Origin of the sequence: Brevibacillus sp. HB1.3 (assembly GCF_013186635.1) — a bacterium.
In the GTDB taxonomy this organism is placed as follows: Bacteria; Bacillota; Bacilli; order Brevibacillales; family Brevibacillaceae; genus Brevibacillus; species Brevibacillus brevis_D.
On sequence record NZ_JABMIT010000005.1, the window covers coordinates 355148 to 372678 of the forward strand.

Genomic DNA, 17531 nt, shown 5'->3' on the forward strand with positions numbered 1-17531 from the left:
TTTACCGTTGAAGCTAGTTTTTCACCAGCAAAACTTCTTCGATAGAAGCATACGGCAGGTTATGCGCATCAGCGACAGCCTTGTAAGCTACTTTTCCGTCGATGACGTTTACGCCTTTTGCCAATGCTTTGTTGTCGCGAATCGCTTGTGCGTAGCCTTTGTTCGCCAATTGTACCGCGTAAGGAACGGTTACGTTGGTCAGGGCCAATGTAGATGTACGAGCGACTGCACCAGGCATGTTCGCTACCGCGTAGTGAATCACACCATGCTTCTCATAGGTTGGCTTGTCATGAGTCGTGATGCGGTCAACGGTTTCGATCGATCCGCCTTGGTCAATCGCAACGTCTACGATCACTGAACCAGGTGACATCTCTTTTACCATGTCTTCTGTTACCAGACGTGGAGCACGAGCACCTGGAATGAGTACAGCGCCTACCAGCAAATCTGCTTTTTTCACAGCGTTTGCGATGTTGAAGGAATTGGACATCAGCGTCTGAACGCGGCCTTGGAACAGGTCATCCAGTTGGCGCAGACGGTCTGCGTTTACATCGATAATGGTTACATTTGCACCCAGTCCAAGCGCCATTTTCGCTGCGTTTGTTCCTACGATCCCGCCGCCGATTACGACTACCTCGCCTTTTGGTACGCCTGGTACGCCACCGAGCAGAACGCCTTTTCCACCGTATTGCTTTTCCAAGAATTGCGCGCCGATTTGAACGGACATGCGACCTGCTACTTCAGACATCGGCATCAACAGAGGCAGAGCGCCATTGTCGAGCTGGATGGTTTCGTAAGCGATTGCAATCACTTTTTTATCAAGCAATTCACGCGTCAATTCAGGCTCTGGTGCGAGATGCAAATACGTGAACAGAATCAGACCCTCGCGGAAATATCCGTATTCAGCAGGGAGTGGTTCTTTTACTTTCATTACCATGTCAGACGCCCATGCCTCTGCTGCTGTTTCTACGATCTCAGCGCCTACTGCCTTGTAATCTTCATTCGTAAAACCACTGCCTTGCCCTGCGCTTGTTTCTACACGAACGGAATGTCCGTTTTGCACCAGAGCAGCTACACCTGCTGGAGTAATGGCTACGCGGTTCTCATTATTTTTAATTTCTTTTGGAATTCCAACGATCATGATAAGTATGTCCTCCTTGGAAACGCCAATTTCTTTGCGGTTACTATTATTGTACAGCGTATCTTCGGGCATACTCCTTGGAGATTCCTTTAATTTTAGCATCTTTTCATTTGTGAAAATTCACAAACAAACTACTGTTCCCCATCTAATTTGGCTATTTTCAGCTCTAAATATAAGGCAGCGCGCTGGTTCATATTATCGAGATCGACACGCATGATCTCCTCAATTCGTCTCAGTCGGTAGCTCAACGTATTGATGTGGATATGCAGGCGCTCTGCTGTCTTGTTGACCTTGCCAGCCGCATCCAAAAAAGTCTCCAATGTCGTCAAGAGTGTCGTCTGGTTGTCGCGATCGTACTGTCTGAGCTTTTCCAGCCGTTCATTCTGATAGCCCTGCTCCTCTTCCCACTGCTTCAGTTGAAGTAAATATCGATAAATCCCCAGCTCGTGATACCCGTGAATCCCTTCATTTTCTTGAGGAAACAGCTTTTTGATCTTGAGCGCATGCAGCGCTTCCCTGTAGCTTTTCACAATATCCGTATAAGACTTGTAATCTCTCCCGTACCCGGCAATCACCTGGCGTCCTTCTGTGACATGTGCTTCGAGCTTGCCGAGCGAGTCTGCGAGGAACTGTTCCACCTTGCGAATGAGCACATCACTCTTCTCTTTTTTCGCATCGGACAGACCGATCAATAAGATGATTTGCGATCCGTCGACAACCCAGAGCAGCTTGTCACGCATTAACAACGGATATAAGTACTGGTCCAGACGGGCTCCTGCCGCTTCAATAATACAAATTAAATAAGAGGTCGGAAGCTGCATCTGCAAGGTGTCCGCTTTTTGGCGAATGCCAGCCTCACTGCTGTGATTCCCCAACAACAGCTCCCACAGAAATTCCTTGCGTCGCTGTTCTTCCGCCTTGCGTTTTCCCTGCCGTTGGATGAGACGCGAGACAGCTACGCGTGCTGCCTGACGAAGAATTTCATCATCTTCCTGGGTAATTGGTCGATTCACCTCTTGTGCCCAAATGTAACCGAGCACGTCGCTCCCTCTGCGAATGGCAATCGCCACACGCTTCCCCAAGCCGATTTCGTCCTTGGCCGGGATGTGTACGGGGTTGTCGTGCGTTAACAGCTCCTGGAATACGCCGTCCTTCCAGAGGCGCGTCAGCACTTTTTCCGGTACCCGTCGTCCCATGATGGTAGACCAGCGCGCTTCATCTGTGCTTTCTCCGTGTGAGCTGTAAGCAATCAGTTTATGATCGGCATCTTCAACCGTAATCGGATTTTGCAAAAGTTCTCCAATGACATCAGCTAATTCGTCGATATCAGCATGCTGATACTGTTGAAAATAGTTAGGCTCTACGGGCACGCTTTCACCTCTTTACCGCTCTTTTCTACGTGTTCCTCTATTATAGTAAAAAACATGACTTCGCTAAACGCTCTCGCTCCATTAATGAGGAGCGGAATGAGGAGCGATCGGAATCCTGTCGCTATCATGGGAATTGACACAAAGGAATCTGGTGACCTCGCCTGTACGGTTCACCCAGTTGTGCGGTACGGATGAATCCATGTGAATGCTGTCACCAGGGAACAAATCATGCTCCTCTTCCCCCAGTAAAAGTGTCAGCACACCCTCCAGGACATAAATAAACTCTTGCCCCTGATGAACAAAAGGCGTGCCTTTCTCTCCATGCGGGGATAGCGTGACGAGAATCGGTACCAACGTCGGATTCGCCAAATCACTGGACAGGTCCTCATACACAAAAGGCGCATGCAGAAGCCCAGATCGCTCCTTGCTCGCCCTGCGTACCTGCTCATTCCCTCCACTCGACTCGCCCGAAAAGAAATAGCCTGGGCTCACTCCCAAGGCTTCCGAAATTTTTTTCAATGACTCCAGCGTAATGGAAGACTTCCCACGCTCTACTTGGGACAAAAAGCTGATCGACAGCTGTGTTTTTTCCGCAATTTGCTTGAGTGTCTTCTTTTTGCCGACACGAAGCGATTTGATTAATACACCAATGGTGGGTTCCATTTGCATACCTCGCCGTAAAAAGGATAGGTCTATCATACTCTTTCCCGAAAAAAGTTGTAAAGTTAGCATAAGTATCAATTTTTACTATTGCTGGTAATTGTGTTGCATTTTATAATTTTTATTATTATCTGAATTTGCGATTGTTTTATTTTTACAAATTGAAGTGACACTTCAATATCTACTGACAAAGTCTCCCGATGAAAGGATGAATGTCATGCTCGTATTAAGCCGTGATAACATTGAACAAATCTACACGATGAAAGATTGCTTGAAAGATGTGGAACACGTCTTCCGTGAGCATATGCTGGGAAATGTCACCACTCCTGTTCGTACTGCCATTGACCATCCGAAATATGGAGCAACCAGTCTATACATGCCGTCCTATTTGGAAACGGACGATTATGTAGCGGTAAAAATCATCAGCATTTTCCCGGAGAATCACCAGCACGAGATCAAAGCACTCCAAAGCGTCATCGTGTTGACAGAAGCAAAAACGGGACAGCATGTGGCGATGATGGACGCAAGCCTGTTAACGATTATGCGCACAGGTGCAAGCAGTGGCGTTGCCACCAAATACTTGGCAAAAGAAAATGCACAAAGCTGTGCTGTATTGGGATGCGGGGCACAATCCATCGGACAGATTCAAGCCGTCATGGAGGTCCGTCCGCTGACAAACATTTATCTCTATAACCGCACACGCCAAAAAGCGGACGAAATGAAACAAACACTACTCTCCCTCTATCCGGAGTGGCAAGGCGAAATCACGGTTATGGATGATGCCAATGAAGCGGTTGCGAATGCCGAAATCGTGATTTGCAGCACCAAGGCTACCAGCCCGTTGTTTGATGGAGCTCGCTTGCGTCCTGGTACGCATATCAATGCCATCGGTGCTTTTCTTCCTCATATGCAGGAGGTCGACTTGACTACCGTACAAAACAGCAAAGTCGTGGTCGATACGCTGGAGGGAGCCCGGCACGAAGCAGGCGATCTGCTCATTCCGATCGAACGCGGGGAATGGAGCTTTGAACAAATGCACGCTGAGCTGGGAGACATTCTGATTGGGGAAAAGTCGGGCCGCGAAAACGAAGAAGAAATCACGCTGTACAAATCAGTGGGTGTTGCCTACTTGGACACAGCAGTAGCCAAGACGGTCTATGAACGGGCGAAATCAAGCGGCATGGGAACAGAAATCAGCTTGTAAATCTTCTCTGATAGAAAAACAGCCGCCTTCCCAACCGGGATTTGGCGGCTGTTTGCTTTTTCCTGTTTACAAAAGTCGTGCGATTGCATCGAGAATCTGCTCTTTTTGAAAAGGCTTTACGACGAAATCACTCGCTCCTGTCCTCATCGCTTCTAGCACCTTCTGCCGGTGCCCGACTGCCGAGCAGATCAAAATTTTGGCATCACGGTCAAAATCCAAGATGTGACGCGTGGCTTCAATCCCGTGCATGTGCGGCATAGTAATATCCATGGTGACAATATCTGGCCTGAGCTCCTTGTACTTTTCAATTGCCTCCAAACCATTGCTCGCTTCTCCACAAACTTCATGTTGCTCGCCTAACATATCCGTCAGCACCCTTCTGGTGAAGGCTGCGTCATCTACTATCAGCAATCGGGCCATGCAGTCTTATCCCCTCGCATCTCGCTTGCTATTCTACCTCCTACTTTTGCAGAAATCGCAAGCCTTGTCCACGAGAGAAATTGACTTCTTTTGTCGAATGGCGCCAAATCCGATCGGCTTTATGAAATAAAACCGATTCGTTCACTGCTCTCATTCGAATCGCTCTCACTGTCGAGTTCGGCTGTTCCGCTCGACGCCAGAGGGCTTTCTGGTTTCGGGTGTGGAGTAGTCTCTCCAATCTCCGGTCGATCGACCTGTGTAACCTCATCAGGAATATGAATCTGGGGGATTTCCACCATATCGTTTTCCATCGCGTGTACGCCTCCCTTCTGTTCCCTCTTGGCAGGGGGATATGTTCTCCATATGCTTAGGCTGTCCGTATCCCTTTTTTCCATGCACAACCCTCCGAGAACCGATATAATAGGCATGACGTGTATCTATATTTTCAGGTGGATTATGCTTTTTTTCTATGGAGGAATCCCGCATGCCAAAGCTGCTGCCATTTCCCGTCTTATTTACTGGTTTGGTAGTTGGGCTGCTTCTGCTCATTTCCAGTCAATTCGTTACAAGTATGAAGCATCTCGATAAAGTCATGAATAAAAGCAGCCATTCTTCTGACAAAGTGCGTGTCGCCCTATTGCTGGAGGGTCCCACATATGATCAGGGCTGGAACAGCAGTGCACTGGAGAGTATGACAGAACTGCAAAAAAGATTTAACTTTTCACTCGAAATCGCCAATAATATAAAACCGGAGCAGATCAGAAAGGTGGCTGAGAAATATGCAGCCAACGACTATGATCTCATACTCGGTCATGGCCTCATCTTCTCTGATCCTTTTACAGACGTAGCGCTTCGCTATCCGAAATCACACTTTGTTTCCTTCAACGGAGAGGCTCCGCATCCGAATCAGACGACGATTCGTTACGATATGAAGCCTGCCGGCAAGCTCGTCGGTATCCTTGCCGCCAAAATGACGAAATCGGATAAAGTCGGATACATCATGGTGGACAAGCCCACCGAGTTAACGCAAGTAGAAGGCTTTATCGAAGGAGTGAAAAAGGCATCGCCCAACACTACCATCGTTATTGGAAAGGTACCTGATTTCAATGATAGTACGGGGGCCATTCGCACGACTCGCAACATGATTTCACAAGGCGTGGATGTCATCTACACCACAGGCGACAGCTTCAATCTCGAAGTGATTACAGAAGCGCAGCGCGCAGGAGTATTTACCATCGGATACATTGCCGATCAACGCTACATCGCTCCAGAATACGTGCTGGCCTCCATGATGCAGGATGTTCGTCAGTGCTACCGCATCATCATGGAACAGTTTATTCAAGGGGATCTCCCCAATGGAAAAGTCATGTACGGACTTGCAGAAGGGGTCAACCATCTTAGTCAATTCGGACACATGGTGCCAGAAAATGTACGTAAAGATTTAGAACGGGAACTGCAAAATTTCATTCCTTCCCGTGGCTCGTATGGAGGTTAATCAGCATGCCCCTTTTCAGCAATCTCGGATTTCAGAAAAAAATCATGCTCAGCTATCTCGTAATGATGCTTCTCATCGGTTGCGTAACGACCCTTTTCAGTTATCAAATGACCAAAGTCACCTCTGATGAAGTGTATTTAACGCAAAACCTCTTACCGCAAACGAGTGCCTTATTGGAAGTCAAAAACCAGATATACACCAAGACATATGCCTTGAACATGTATACATTGACACGCGACGAGTCTTACCTGGATCAGTACTATACAAATCTAATCGATACGGCGCGCTTTTCCTCGCTTCCCAAAACCGAAGCCAACAGTGGCTTGTTTACCATTATTGAATCGATATCAAAACTGGACTTTATTTTTCTGAACAAAATCAATCCGTTGCTACAAGCAGGGAATGTACCTGCCGTCAGCTATGTCCTTACCAATGAAGTACAGCCATTGCTCGATCGGTTGGAACGGGACCTGTCTTTTTCACTCAATCAGCTGGAGTATCAGACGAATAAAGAGTTTCAGGATTCCAATGAGAGCATCAAAGTTTCGTTGATTCTGACCTATACGGTTTCCGTAGCCTCTATCTTGTTTGGGCTATTCTGTACGTTTTACTTCCGCAATGAGCTGTTGCGCCCGATTCAGTCTCTCATGCAACAAGCCCGTGAAGTATCGAAAGGAACATTCGGTCAGCAAATCGTCTATACCCATCAAGATGAATTCCTTGAGTTGGCGCAGGAGTTCAATAAAATGTCGAGTAGCATCGCCAATCTATTCGCGCAAGATGAACGGCAACGGCAAATTTTGACCGAAGAAAAAAACATCCGGGAGCAAATCTTAAACTCCCTGCCTGTTGGGATTATTACCCGCTCCCATGCGACAGTCGGTCTTCATGTAAATCAGTTGGCGCAGCATTTGGTCAAGTTCGACGATCACGGCTACCCGGTGTCCAAGGATTCCTTTGAAGCACCCACAAGCAATGAACCGGCCCCCTGGTTCGTCAATCGCAAAATGACCTTGTACAAAAAAGACGATACACCATTCATTGCCCTGGTCTCCTACATCCCTTTGCACAATCATCACCACGATCAGGAAACCGGGTGGATGGTTGCCTTCTTGGACATTACGGAGCAGGAGCAAATTCAAGAGTATTTGAATCAATCTGAGAAGCTGGCCATGGTCGGTCAGCTAGCAGCGGGAGCCGCTCATGAAATTCGCAATCCGCTAACGGTCATCTACGGCTTTATTCAGCTATTAGAACAGCGTTTATCGAATCAAGAGCGCGATTTGTACTATTTGCCCTTAATCTTGCAGGAAATTGAACGGGTTAACCGCATCGTGACGGAGTTGTTGATGCTCTCCAAACCATCCAAGCCCGATTATCGCGAGGTTGCGCTAACCGGTGTCATTCATTCGATTCTTCCCTTGATGAACGCCGAGGCTATGCTGCATGGGATTGAAATCGTAGACCGCTGTGATCCGAGCATTCGCATTCACGTCGATGTCGAGCAATTAAAGCAAATCCTGTTAAATTTAATGAAAAACAGCATTGAAGCCATGAAAGACGGCGGCGTTCTCTCCATTGAAAGCCGCCTGGATGATCAAGCTGTCCATATTCATGTCAGAGACACGGGAGAAGGCATTCCCCAAGAATATCTGGTGCGTATATTCGATCCGTTCTTCTCCTTAAAAGAGGATGGGACTGGACTGGGGCTGCCAATTTCGCGGCGAATGGTGGAAAACCACGGTGGGGAGCTGCACGTGAACAGCAAGCTGGGGAAAGGAACGGAAATCATCATTACGCTGCCGCTTACACCAAAAGAAGATTAGGCTTGCGCATCCAGCCAAGCGAACATCTTGCGCGTATACATCTCCATATCTTCCCCGACAAACAGATGGCTGGCCCCTTCCGCCAGCCATTTCTCATACGGTTTGCCTGCCAGCGCCAGCGCATCTGCCAATTTATGAGCATGCTCCACTCCCACATTCTCATCTTCCGTTCCATGTATGATTAGCACAGGACAAGAAATCTCGTCCATCCGATACAAAGGTGTCCGATCGCGGTAAGCATCCTCTTGCTTGCGTGGATGACCGATGATTCTGCGCAGCATCCTTCTCAGATCAACCCGCTCCTCATAGGTTAAAAACATGTCGCTGACACCACTCCATACGACGCAGGACAGCACGCCCTTGCACTCTATTGCTGCAAACAAAGCCATGATACCACCGCGTGAAAAACCGTAGACACTGATTCGCTCCTTGTCCACCTTCTCCAGTCTGCGGAGCAATTCAAATGCGGCAAACACATCATGCCTGTCTGCCCCACCGAATTCATCCCGGCCCTCTCCTCCTTCGTTGCCACGATAATGAGGAGCGAGGATCACGTAGCCAAAAGCAGCCATCTGACTAATTCTCTCGGGTCTGACGCGTCCCACTCCTTTTATCCCGCCTCGACAATACAGAAGAGCTGGCAGACATGCTCCCTCCTGAAAATACACCTCTGGCACAGCCAATGCAGCTTTTACCAGCAAGTCTTGACTGTAGTAGCTGACGGTGTAGAGCCGCACTCCCGGATAGACTGTCTCCTCAGGTGTACATGCGACAAATGGTGAAATATCTAGCTGCATCCTGCTCACGATTCCTCTCTCTGTGATCTCGTAATCGTATCCACAAGCGTCACCATCGAAGGTGATAGCCATTTCTTTTTATGATAAACAAGCTGAATGGAAAACGGCGGCTTATCCGACTGAAACGGGATGGCTGTGAGCACTCCTTCTGCGAGCTCTCTTTGGACCGCCATAACAGGCAACAATGCCACACCCAAGCCACAGCGTACACACTGCTTGATCGCTTCCGGATTGCTGAATTGGCAGGCGATTCGTTGGGTCATCCCAGCCTCACCAAAAGCCTCCAGCAGCATGCCCCGATACGTACAGCCTTCTTCGGTCAATACAAGCGGCTCCCCGCCCAAATCATGGACTGTGAGTACAGTTGCTGTTGTGAATCGATGGGCGGGTGGCATGACGACCACCAATTCTTCCTCGCGAATGACGTGGGTGACTAACTCAGGATCTGTACAAGGGCGATCGAAAATGATCCCGAAATCGAGATAACCATCCCTGATCTGTTGCACGATTTCTGCTTCTCCAGCCGTCCGCAATACTAAATCAACCTGAGGATATTGCTGACAAAAAGCCTGCAAATACGGCGGCAGAAAGAATGCCGCCAGTGTATCGATCGTTCCAATAGCAATGGGACCTGTCGCCTGTTGCTTGATCACTTCTTTAGATTCCCCATACAGACGAATCAATTCCCGTGCGTACGGCAGCAAGGCTTCTCCTGCTTGGGTCAGTCGTAGCTTGCGTCCATATCTGTCAAATAGCGGGGCTCCATACGACTGCTCCAGCTTTTGCATTTGTGCCGTTACCGTCGGTTGAGCATAGCCCAGTTCTTCTGCTGCCCGTGTAAAGCTCCCATACCGGGCTACTTCGCGAAAAGTATGTAAATAGACCAGCTCCATCCCGCTTCCTCCCATAGAAATCAGTAATGATCCTCATTAAATAGTATAGATAACTGTGATGATTGCTTCAATGCTATGCTGTGTGCATCACCATCACATGTAACGAGGAGGATTTTGATATGTCCCTTGTTTTGCAAACACCCGCTGCGTCACCTGAAGTAGCCCGCACTCATTTTCTCGACAAGCTTTCTCTTGAGACAGATGTCTCTGATGTATGGAGTGACATTCAGAAACGTGTGGAAAACTTCTACATCCTGGATGCCCGCAGCGAGAAAGCGTATCGGGATGGTCACGTTCCCGGTGCTCTGAATCTCCCCCATTCGCTTATTTCCACTGAAACGACGGCTGCTCTGGACCCGACCAAGCTCCTGGTCGTCTATTGCTGGGGTCCCAATTGCAACGGTGCTGCAAAGGCTTGCGCCAAACTGGCCGCTCTTGGCTTTCGGGTAAAAGAGATGCTCGGCGGGATGGAATACTGGGAAAAGGAGGGGAATCCTGTGGAAAAAGGGTAGGTAATGCTAGTACCAGCATACAGCAGATCAGATCCGATACGATCATAACTTTTGTCCGTTCGAATTGGTCTGCGAGCGTTCCTGTCATGAATGCTAGAAATTGTGGAAGTATGATGGCTAAATATTTGAGATATTTACCAATAACATCTTAAAGTAGTAAGTAATGTAAGAGCTTCAGTCAAGTATTCCTGAATGAAGAAAAGAGCTTTGAAATAGTTGTTTCAAAGTGCCCTACGCAAAGAAAAGGACGGGAATCATCCCGTCCTTTCACGTTATCGCAAGGCTTAGTAGCCGCGTTTTGCGTTCTTTTTGTTGATTGTCGCAAGGTTCTCTTCGCTGTGCTTCAACCATTTTTTCATCTTGTCTTCGAAAGAAGCTCCGCTATCTCGTTTTGCATTCCCTCCGCGGTCGCCTCCACGATATCCACCGCCACGGCGCTCTTCACGTTCCGGACGCTCAGGCGCTGGGAGTGCTGCGCGAACCGAAAGCGAGATTTTACCTGCATCATCAATGGAGAGTACTTTTACCTTTACTGGTGCCCCCACGGTAAAGTGATCATTGATATCCTTAACAAAACCGTTTGCTACTTGGGAAATGTGGACCAGCCCCTGCTCCGTTTCGCTGACTGCTACAAACATCCCAAACGGTTTAATCGCTGTCACTTTTCCTTCGATGATGCTTCCCACTTGTACTGCCATCCAGTTTGCACTCCTTTTATTTTTTCAGAAAAATGGTGAGAACCTCAAACCAGAAGCCTCATTCTCTTAGTATAGCAGAGAAATTCCAATACTGAAAAGCCTATTCTTTCTAGGTGCATATTCCAAGCTAGTTATGGCCCAGTTCAAATGCATCCATTGCCATGACAAGTTCTTCATTTGTCGGGATGACCATGACTTTTACCGGGGAGTATTTCGTGCTGATAAATGCCTCACCTTTGCTGCTGCGGTTTGCCTCACGATCCAGGTTTACCCCGGCAAATTCCAGACCAGAGCACACCAAATCACGCACGGCAGCACTATTTTCTCCAACCCCTGCTGTAAAGATAATGCCGTCGACTCCATTCAAGCGAGCAAGGTACAGTCCCACATGCTTATGTAGAATAGTAGTAAATAATTCCAAAGCGAGCTTACTGCGAAGATGTCCCTCTTCTGCTTTTTTCATAACGTCACGTAAATCATTGGATACACCCGATACGCCCATGAGACCGCTCTTGTTATTCAGAATCTTGATAGCGCCAGCCGTGTCGGTCCTTTCAATTTCCTCAATATACGGGATGATACCTGGGTCAATGTTTCCACTGCGGGTACCCATGGACAAACCTGCCAATGGTGTCATACCCATCGACGTATCATAAGATTCACCATTTCGGATCGCCGTGATACTTACCCCGCTTCCAATGTGGCAGCTGATCAGACGAAGCTGCTCCTTCTGGCGACCCATCATTTCTGCTGCACGGCCCATTACATAGCGGTGAGACGTTCCATGGAAACCGTATTTGCGAATGCCGTATTGTTCGTAGTATTCATATGGCAGTGCGTACAAATACGAGGATGGTGGCATGGTTTGGTGAAATGCTGTATCAAAAACAGCTACGTGAATCAAATCAGGAAACAGACCTTGAGCAACTTCAATCCCGGTTAGGTTAATGGGGTTATGAAGCGGGGCGAAACGGGACAAGTTACGAATTTCTTCTTTTACTTGGTCATTAATAATAACGGACTGCTTAAATGCTTCCCCACCGTGGACAACACGATGGGAAACGATATCTATCGAATATTGTTTGAGGGATTCAAACACTCCCCGAATCGTATTTTCATATTGGTCACGCTGGATTTGTTCCAAATAATCATGCGCAATCAATGTCTTGGAAGGCATTTCATAAAGCTTGTACTTCACCGAAGAACTTCCGCAGTTCAGTACAAGGACATTCTTTTTTTCTCCCACGATCTAATCCACTCTCCAATCGTTCATCACAGCCTTCTCTCCCATAGGATGGATAGGCTTCCTACATTTTATAACGATGTGCTCTTCGTGAATACAGGTAATTGAGAGCAATTATCAACAACATCGTGACAGATCCAGCTGCATCGAGCAAAACATCCTGCACCATTCCGGTTCGATCCGGTGTAAACGTCTGGTGCCATTCATCCAAAGCTGCCGTCATCACACTGCAAAAAGCGCTCCAGGGCAGTGCTTGCCCAAACGAGAGATGATGCGAAAATACGCGATACCAGCTAAACGCCAAGAGGGCAAAAACAGAAAAGTGTGTCCCTTTCCGTAAGAAGAACTCTATAAAACCAGCCGCTCCCTTTTCTTCCAGGCTCACATCCTTGCCTCCGTAAGGAATCGATATGTCGCCTATCCGGTTCTGTAAGCTCTGTTCGTCCACTAGCTTGTCTATCGTCCCTCGCATGTCTTGCTTGGCGTATGGCTGTGATGAAGAAATAAATAACCCGAGCAGAATCGCAATCAAAAGCAAGTAATCCCATACTTTTCGATATCGACGCACGTGTTGCTACCCCCTGCTTTCGATTCTCTTTCTATCTTACCATGACGCATACCTGGTACGTTGGTTACAGCTACGTGAACGATTGAAAAGAAAAACGCCAACCTATTTTAGCGGTTGGCGTCATGTGTAGAAGAAGAAAGAGGCAGGAAGTCCTCTTGTACAGGGACATAGTCCCGGGAATTGTGATTCGAGGCTTCGGCTTGCCCTGTTTTGGGTAAGCGGGCCTGTTCCCGTTTTCTTTCTTTGAAATCACGGCGACGTACTTGGTTGTTTTCCCACCATATCCGCAAATGACGAGCGAGGATCGGCAAGGACATTTCAGAATGGGCAGCCTGTCTTTGCACAGCTGCATACTGCATACCAGGAAGAAGTACCATGGTGGCAAAAGCCCCCATTAGAATGCCAAACAACAATACGCTGGCAAAAGACGCAAACGAATCATTTCCTTCACCCAAGCCCCCAGCAAGTGGAAGGCTGGCTAACGCGATCGCGAAATATATCCCCGCTTGATTGGCCATAGTGTTTTTGGCCCCTAGCTTGATACTGTCCCAAACTCGCTCCTGTTCGGCTTGGGCCTTGTACAGCTCATCCATCGTAAGAAGCGCCTGCAAAACGATGACGGCAATGGCAGCCACCATACCATAGAAGCTCATAATGTTCATCGGTCGATCCAACCACAGCAATCCCAGCGCAAAGCCTCCAGACAAGACTGGCAAGAGAACGAGGACAACTAATCCATCGCGTGTTCTTCGTTGCAAAAGCAAGCTCATGATAAGTACGAGGGCAACCAGACTGCCAATCGTCAAGACCCGACTGCTCCAATCAACCTTGTTGAGCTTTGTCTCCTCCAATTTCTTCAGCTCATCGTCGTTGTATACCGTGTAGCCTTCGGGTATCTCCACCTTTTCTTGCATGGAAGAAGGAATGATATAAGACCACAGCTCAATTCGACTTGGGTCTGAGACCGCACTGCTTACCTTGAAGACATACAGTCCATCTTCCCGTTGATAAACGGGCGGCTCGCTGCCGATCGACCAATCTACCAGCTCAGATAATCGCACATTACCTTGTGATGTTCGAATCAAAATATGTTTCACCTGATCCGGATAGTCCATCCACCCGTCAGGGAATCGGACGTGGATAGGTACCTGACGCTCGTTCCAATAGACACTGCCAGCTGTTTTTTCTCCCAAATAGCTCTCCAGCTGTCTCTTGATCTCCTCCTGCGTAATCCGGTAGCGTGCCAGCATCTCTTGTTTCGGACGAATGTCGATTAAGGTCCCCTCTGCACCTGGCCCGATTCTTTCATCGGTTACAAGTTCTCGCCCCTCTTTATCCTTTGCAGTCTGCTTTTCCATGAATGCCAATACTTCATTGGCAATGTTCTGCGTCGTTTGCAAGGATGGTCCCATGATCGTCAAAACGAGACGAGTTGCCTTATCTTTATTAATGACCAGCGCAAACGGATCTGTCTGAGGAATATCTCGCAGCTCCTTGTCCAGTACTTTTTCCAGCTCAGAGACTGATTGCGTCCAATCGTATTTATCCACGAGCTTTAGTTGAAAGCTCAATTTTTCTTCGGAGGCAATCGTGTAGACATCTCGGACTTCGTCAATGGCGAGTAAACGCTCCTCAGCTATTTGTGCTGCCCTCATAGCCTCATCGATGCTGCTTCCCTGCACCATTGGCAATGAAAGCGTCTTGTTGCCATAATCAAGCTTTACGTAGGGATCAACAAGAATAAACGACTTGAGCAAAAAGATAAAGACAAGTGAGGCAACCAGTGTGATTCCATAAGGCAAATACCCCTGTTCCACCAGTCGTTTCCAGCGATCTTGAAAATAACTTGTCACTTTATTGGAAGCCCGTGGCGTTTCCTCCTCTACTCGTACGGAAGCTTCTAGCCACGTTCCTGTCAGTACAGGCGTGATAAACCCATAGATAAGAATAAGAGCAAACGTCCCCAGCAAAAGTACGGGCCAGGCATCGTACAAGACAACCTTGTCCTCTGCCTTGAGGAAATCAGTGAAAACGATACTTGTCCAACAAGCTGCCACTACCACAACCGTGAGCAAAAACGGCTTCATCAACCCCCACGCCACTTGCAAACAACGAACAAACGAGTACGAGGGCAACCCTGAAAGCCGATGAAACAACGCAGAGCCTGCTCCTGTGAACAATAGCGAAAACAACACGAGTGGCCCGAGTGTAGAGAGCGTCAATGGGATTCCCCAAAGCCACATGCCCCCAAGAACACTGCCGACCGCTAGAACGTTTGCCAAAAGCGCGAGTACAGCCCCTGCCCATTGTTTTCGGGTCAGGTACAAAAAGAGTGAACAGATGACAGCGGTTAAAGCCGCCAGTGTTCCAAGCTGTCTCAATGCAGCGGTGATTGTCTGCGCATCGTCATGAAACAAATCGAGGCGGTATTTTCCGCCTGAAGCCTGATTCAACTCACCAATTGCATCCTTTACTTGCTTGCTGATAACAGGCAATTGCCCGACATCTGCTGCGTACACCGTGATTCCTAAGGTAGGCGAGCCTCGATACATCCCGATTTGTTCGCCTTTGCTCCCCCGTCGATCACGAATGTCAGCCAACGTATGTAACGGGACGTATCCTTTATCGGTGGAGATCAAGTGCTTACCCAGATCTTGCAGCCCTTCCGATTTACTCGTCCATTGAATCCTGGTTCGATCCTTATCTGCTCCAACAGAGCCTACCTCTTCTCCAACCACATCTGTCGGCAGCTGCGACAGCACATCAGCAGGTGTGAGCCCGTAGGCGAGTAGCATGGACGGTCGGAAAATGATATCTACCTGCTCCTTCAAGGCTTGCTTGTCCATTTCGATGCGAGCGATTCCTGGCAGATTGATTAGTTTGTCGTAGACCGTATTTTGGGCAACGTCAGACAAGGTCTGCAAGTCCGTGCCGTACAGGACATAAAAGCCAATTTTGTTATCTGCTAGATTGCTTTGACTGACGCTCCACTCCTGCACGGGTAGCTGCTTCGTGATCTCTTCCAGCTTCTTATTCAACCGTTCCTTGTAATCCGAACCGATTTGTTCCGATGTTTTTACAGTGATAACCGCCGATCCCATCCGAGATTCCGTAGCAATCGTAAGCACACTGCCTAATGAACGTACTGATTCCTCTACTTTTCTCGCGACCGATTCATCTACTTCCGCAGAAGAGAGCTTGGGTGCCGAGAGACTGATTGTATATTCAGGCACAGACCGATCCGGAAAAGTCTTGATATCCAGCCCGAACCAAGCTCCTACCGCAAGTAGACAGCAAATGACCGCCAGAATGCGGGCAAAGGAGGGGACCGTCGCTAAAAATGTCTTGTTATTCATCCGCCACCTTCACCGCCTCACCATCCACTACATACGACAAGCCTGCAGCGACAATCTGGTCACCAGGCTCAAGACCTTCCACTACCTCATAGAAGGTTCCCTGCAATGCCCCCACTTTGACAAACGTCTTTTCCACGGAATGTTCATTGATTTTCATGACGTAATATTCTTCATCAGAGACACCGATGCTGCTAACAGGAACGAGCGCAACGTTTGACGCTGGCAGCGGATACTGACAAGTAACAGTCATGCCACCCTTCCACGCTACATTCTTGCCGTCTACGGTCACCTCGACGGGATAAGATCCCAAGCTGGTATCCATAACAGGTGAGACAAACGTCACTTTTCCTTCTACTTCACTGCCGTCCGGAGCCTTCACCTTTACGACTTTCCCTGCCTGCCAATGGGAGATTTGCTCCCTATCTATATGTAGCTTGACTAGCCATGAGCTCGTATCGACCATTCGAATGACCTCTGTTCCAGGTCCAGCTTGCTCCGACGCTGTCTTGGAGATCGCTGCAACCACACCTGTAAACGGAGCTTTGATCACCGCATCAGCCGCTTCCTGCTTCGCGCGGCTCAATTGAACATTGGCCTGCTGGACGCTTGCATTCGCTTCTTCGATGTCCAGTGGATCGGCGCCCTTCAGCAGGTTGTTGTACGCCACTTGTTCTTCTTCCAGACTTAGCTCGGCCTGTCGCAGTGCAGAGGCCAGCTTGTCTTTTTCATCCTTCGAGATGGCTCCATTTGCATACAGAACCTCCGCTTTGGAGAGCTCGTCGCGAGCTTTTTGCATCTGTTCCCGCGCTTTTTCCACCTGTAGCTTCTTGGTCTGCAACTCATGACTCTCCGGTCCCTTGGCGGCCTTTTCCCGCTTGATTGCAGCACTTGCTACCTGTCCCTGGGCTGCGTGAATACCTTGCTGCAAGGCGGTTCCATCTAATGTCGCCAACGTCTGCCCTGCCTTGACAGTGGCTCCTTTTTCAACGAGAATGCCTGAAATTTTCCCTGAGGCGCCAAACGATAAAGCCAGCTCCTGACGCGGTGCCACTACACCTGCTACTTCCATCAGTCGCTCATCCTTGCCACTCTCCACCGTATACGCACTTACCGTTTTCAGCTTGATGACCGTTTCTTCTTTCATTCGTTTCAGACTTGAGACATCCTCATTTAGCTTTTCGCACCCTACGAGCAGCAGGACTACAACCGTGAGACTTATCCATTTATTCGTATTTTTCATTCCTGCAACCCCACATTTCCCCTCGAGTCTTCCTAAATACTGACCAAAAAAAACGACGAATATTGACAAAATATATTTTACAGAAAAAAATGGTATAGTTGTACTACTTTT

General features: G+C 48.3%; 16 protein-coding genes. 4 read left to right on the plus strand and 12 right to left on the minus strand.

What is annotated here, in order from left to right; all coding sequences use genetic code 11:
• Positions 1–13 precede the first annotated feature (13 nt).
• The 3 genes from ald to HPY31_RS14640 form a co-directional block, all read right to left on the minus strand.
• Positions 14–1138 (minus strand): alanine dehydrogenase, encoded by a 1125-nt coding sequence (gene ald, locus HPY31_RS14630; protein ID WP_015893170.1) that lies wholly within the window; start codon positions 1136–1138, stop codon positions 14–16.
• Between the two features lie 131 nt (positions 1139–1269).
• Positions 1270–2508, minus strand: a complete 1239-nt coding sequence (locus HPY31_RS14635; RefSeq protein ID WP_064201559.1) for a PucR family transcriptional regulator — start codon at positions 2506–2508, stop codon at positions 1270–1272.
• Positions 2509–2589: 81 nt separating this feature from the next.
• The gene (locus HPY31_RS14640; RefSeq protein ID WP_172141403.1) at positions 2590–3171 is read right to left on the minus strand and encodes a helix-turn-helix domain-containing protein; all 582 of its coding nucleotides are present in this window, start codon (positions 3169–3171) and stop codon (positions 2590–2592) included.
• Between the two features lie 214 nt (positions 3172–3385).
• Between HPY31_RS14640 and HPY31_RS14645 the strand changes: the two genes are divergently transcribed.
• Positions 3386–4372, plus strand: coding sequence for an ornithine cyclodeaminase family protein (locus HPY31_RS14645; RefSeq protein ID WP_172141303.1), 987 nt, complete (start codon positions 3386–3388; stop codon positions 4370–4372).
• A gap of 66 nt (positions 4373–4438) precedes the next feature.
• Here HPY31_RS14645 and HPY31_RS14650 read toward each other — a convergent pair whose 3' ends face one another.
• Both HPY31_RS14650 and HPY31_RS14655 read right to left on the minus strand, forming a co-directional pair.
• Complete coding sequence (locus HPY31_RS14650; protein ID WP_015893174.1) at positions 4439–4792, minus strand: response regulator; 354 nt, start codon at positions 4790–4792, stop codon at positions 4439–4441.
• Between the two features lie 119 nt (positions 4793–4911).
• A complete protein-coding gene (locus HPY31_RS14655) occupies positions 4912–5103 on the minus strand; it encodes a hypothetical protein (RefSeq protein WP_172141304.1) in 192 nt (63 codons plus the stop codon).
• 173 nt (positions 5104–5276) lie between these two features.
• Here HPY31_RS14655 and HPY31_RS14660 point away from each other — a divergent pair, with 173 nt between their 5' ends.
• On the plus strand, positions 5277–6287 hold the full coding sequence (locus tag HPY31_RS14660; RefSeq protein ID WP_172141305.1) for a BMP family ABC transporter substrate-binding protein: 1011 nt from the start codon (positions 5277–5279) through the stop codon (positions 6285–6287).
• 5 nt (positions 6288–6292) lie between these two features.
• Positions 6293–8113, plus strand: a complete 1821-nt coding sequence (locus HPY31_RS14665) for an ATP-binding protein (RefSeq protein WP_172141306.1) — start codon at positions 6293–6295, stop codon at positions 8111–8113.
• On the opposite strand, the gene HPY31_RS14670 is transcribed toward HPY31_RS14665, so the two are convergent.
• A complete protein-coding gene (locus tag HPY31_RS14670; RefSeq protein ID WP_172141404.1) occupies positions 8110–8910 on the minus strand; it encodes an alpha/beta hydrolase family protein in 801 nt (266 codons plus the stop codon). The genes HPY31_RS14665 and HPY31_RS14670 overlap by 4 nt on opposite strands.
• A gap of 5 nt (positions 8911–8915) precedes the next feature.
• On the minus strand, positions 8916–9803 hold the full coding sequence (locus HPY31_RS14675; RefSeq protein ID WP_172141307.1) for a LysR family transcriptional regulator: 888 nt from the start codon (positions 9801–9803) through the stop codon (positions 8916–8918).
• A 119-nt stretch (positions 9804–9922) separates the two neighbouring features.
• Between HPY31_RS14675 and HPY31_RS14680 the strand changes: the two genes are divergently transcribed.
• Positions 9923–10315, plus strand: coding sequence for a rhodanese-like domain-containing protein (locus tag HPY31_RS14680; protein ID WP_172141308.1), 393 nt, complete (start codon positions 9923–9925; stop codon positions 10313–10315).
• 284 nt (positions 10316–10599) lie between these two features.
• Here the strand turns inward: HPY31_RS14680 and HPY31_RS14685 are convergent, their stop codons facing one another.
• From HPY31_RS14685 to HPY31_RS14705, 5 genes are all read right to left on the minus strand, one after another.
• Positions 10600–11013, minus strand: coding sequence for a S1 RNA-binding domain-containing protein (locus tag HPY31_RS14685; RefSeq protein ID WP_016742888.1), 414 nt, complete (start codon positions 11011–11013; stop codon positions 10600–10602).
• A 127-nt stretch (positions 11014–11140) separates the two neighbouring features.
• Positions 11141–12259, minus strand: a complete 1119-nt coding sequence (locus HPY31_RS14690) for an acetate/propionate family kinase (RefSeq protein WP_016742887.1) — start codon at positions 12257–12259, stop codon at positions 11141–11143.
• A gap of 61 nt (positions 12260–12320) precedes the next feature.
• A complete protein-coding gene (locus HPY31_RS14695; RefSeq protein WP_172141309.1) occupies positions 12321–12824 on the minus strand; it encodes a VanZ family protein in 504 nt (167 codons plus the stop codon).
• Positions 12825–12931: 107 nt separating this feature from the next.
• Complete coding sequence (locus tag HPY31_RS14700) at positions 12932–16180, minus strand: efflux RND transporter permease subunit (protein ID WP_172141310.1); 3249 nt, start codon at positions 16178–16180, stop codon at positions 12932–12934.
• Positions 16173–17420 (minus strand): efflux RND transporter periplasmic adaptor subunit, encoded by a 1248-nt coding sequence (locus HPY31_RS14705; RefSeq protein WP_172141311.1) that lies wholly within the window; start codon positions 17418–17420, stop codon positions 16173–16175. The genes HPY31_RS14700 and HPY31_RS14705 overlap by 8 nt, the downstream gene beginning before the upstream one ends.
• Between the last annotated feature and the right edge of the window lie 111 nt (positions 17421–17531).

Bases quoted from the DNA above. Each gene is read 5' to 3' on its own strand.
- HPY31_RS14650 (WP_015893174.1), bottom strand. From the start codon at position 4,792: ATGGCCCGATTGCTGATAGTAGATGACGCAGCCTTCACCAGAAGGGTG.
- HPY31_RS14675 (WP_172141307.1), bottom strand. From the start codon at position 9,803: ATGGAGCTGGTCTATTTACATACTTTTCGCGAAGTAGCCCGGTATGGG.
- HPY31_RS14660 (WP_172141305.1), top strand. From the start codon at position 5,277: ATGCCAAAGCTGCTGCCATTTCCCGTCTTATTTACTGGTTTGGTAGTT.
- HPY31_RS14655 (WP_172141304.1), bottom strand. From the start codon at position 5,103: ATGGAAAACGATATGGTGGAAATCCCCCAGATTCATATTCCTGATGAG.
- HPY31_RS14685 (WP_016742888.1), bottom strand. From the start codon at position 11,013: ATGGCAGTACAAGTGGGAAGCATCATCGAAGGAAAAGTGACAGCGATT.
- HPY31_RS14665 (WP_172141306.1), top strand. From the start codon at position 6,293: ATGCCCCTTTTCAGCAATCTCGGATTTCAGAAAAAAATCATGCTCAGC.
- HPY31_RS14670 (WP_172141404.1), bottom strand. From the start codon at position 8,910: ATGCAGCTAGATATTTCACCATTTGTCGCATGTACACCTGAGGAGACA.
- HPY31_RS14640 (WP_172141403.1), bottom strand. From the start codon at position 3,171: ATGGAACCCACCATTGGTGTATTAATCAAATCGCTTCGTGTCGGCAAA.
- HPY31_RS14645 (WP_172141303.1), top strand. From the start codon at position 3,386: ATGCTCGTATTAAGCCGTGATAACATTGAACAAATCTACACGATGAAA.
- ald (WP_015893170.1), bottom strand. From the start codon at position 1,138: ATGATCGTTGGAATTCCAAAAGAAATTAAAAATAATGAGAACCGCGTA.
- HPY31_RS14700 (WP_172141310.1), bottom strand. From the start codon at position 16,180: ATGAATAACAAGACATTTTTAGCGACGGTCCCCTCCTTTGCCCGCATT.
- HPY31_RS14680 (WP_172141308.1), top strand. From the start codon at position 9,923: ATGTCCCTTGTTTTGCAAACACCCGCTGCGTCACCTGAAGTAGCCCGC.
- HPY31_RS14705 (WP_172141311.1), bottom strand. From the start codon at position 17,420: ATGAAAAATACGAATAAATGGATAAGTCTCACGGTTGTAGTCCTGCTG.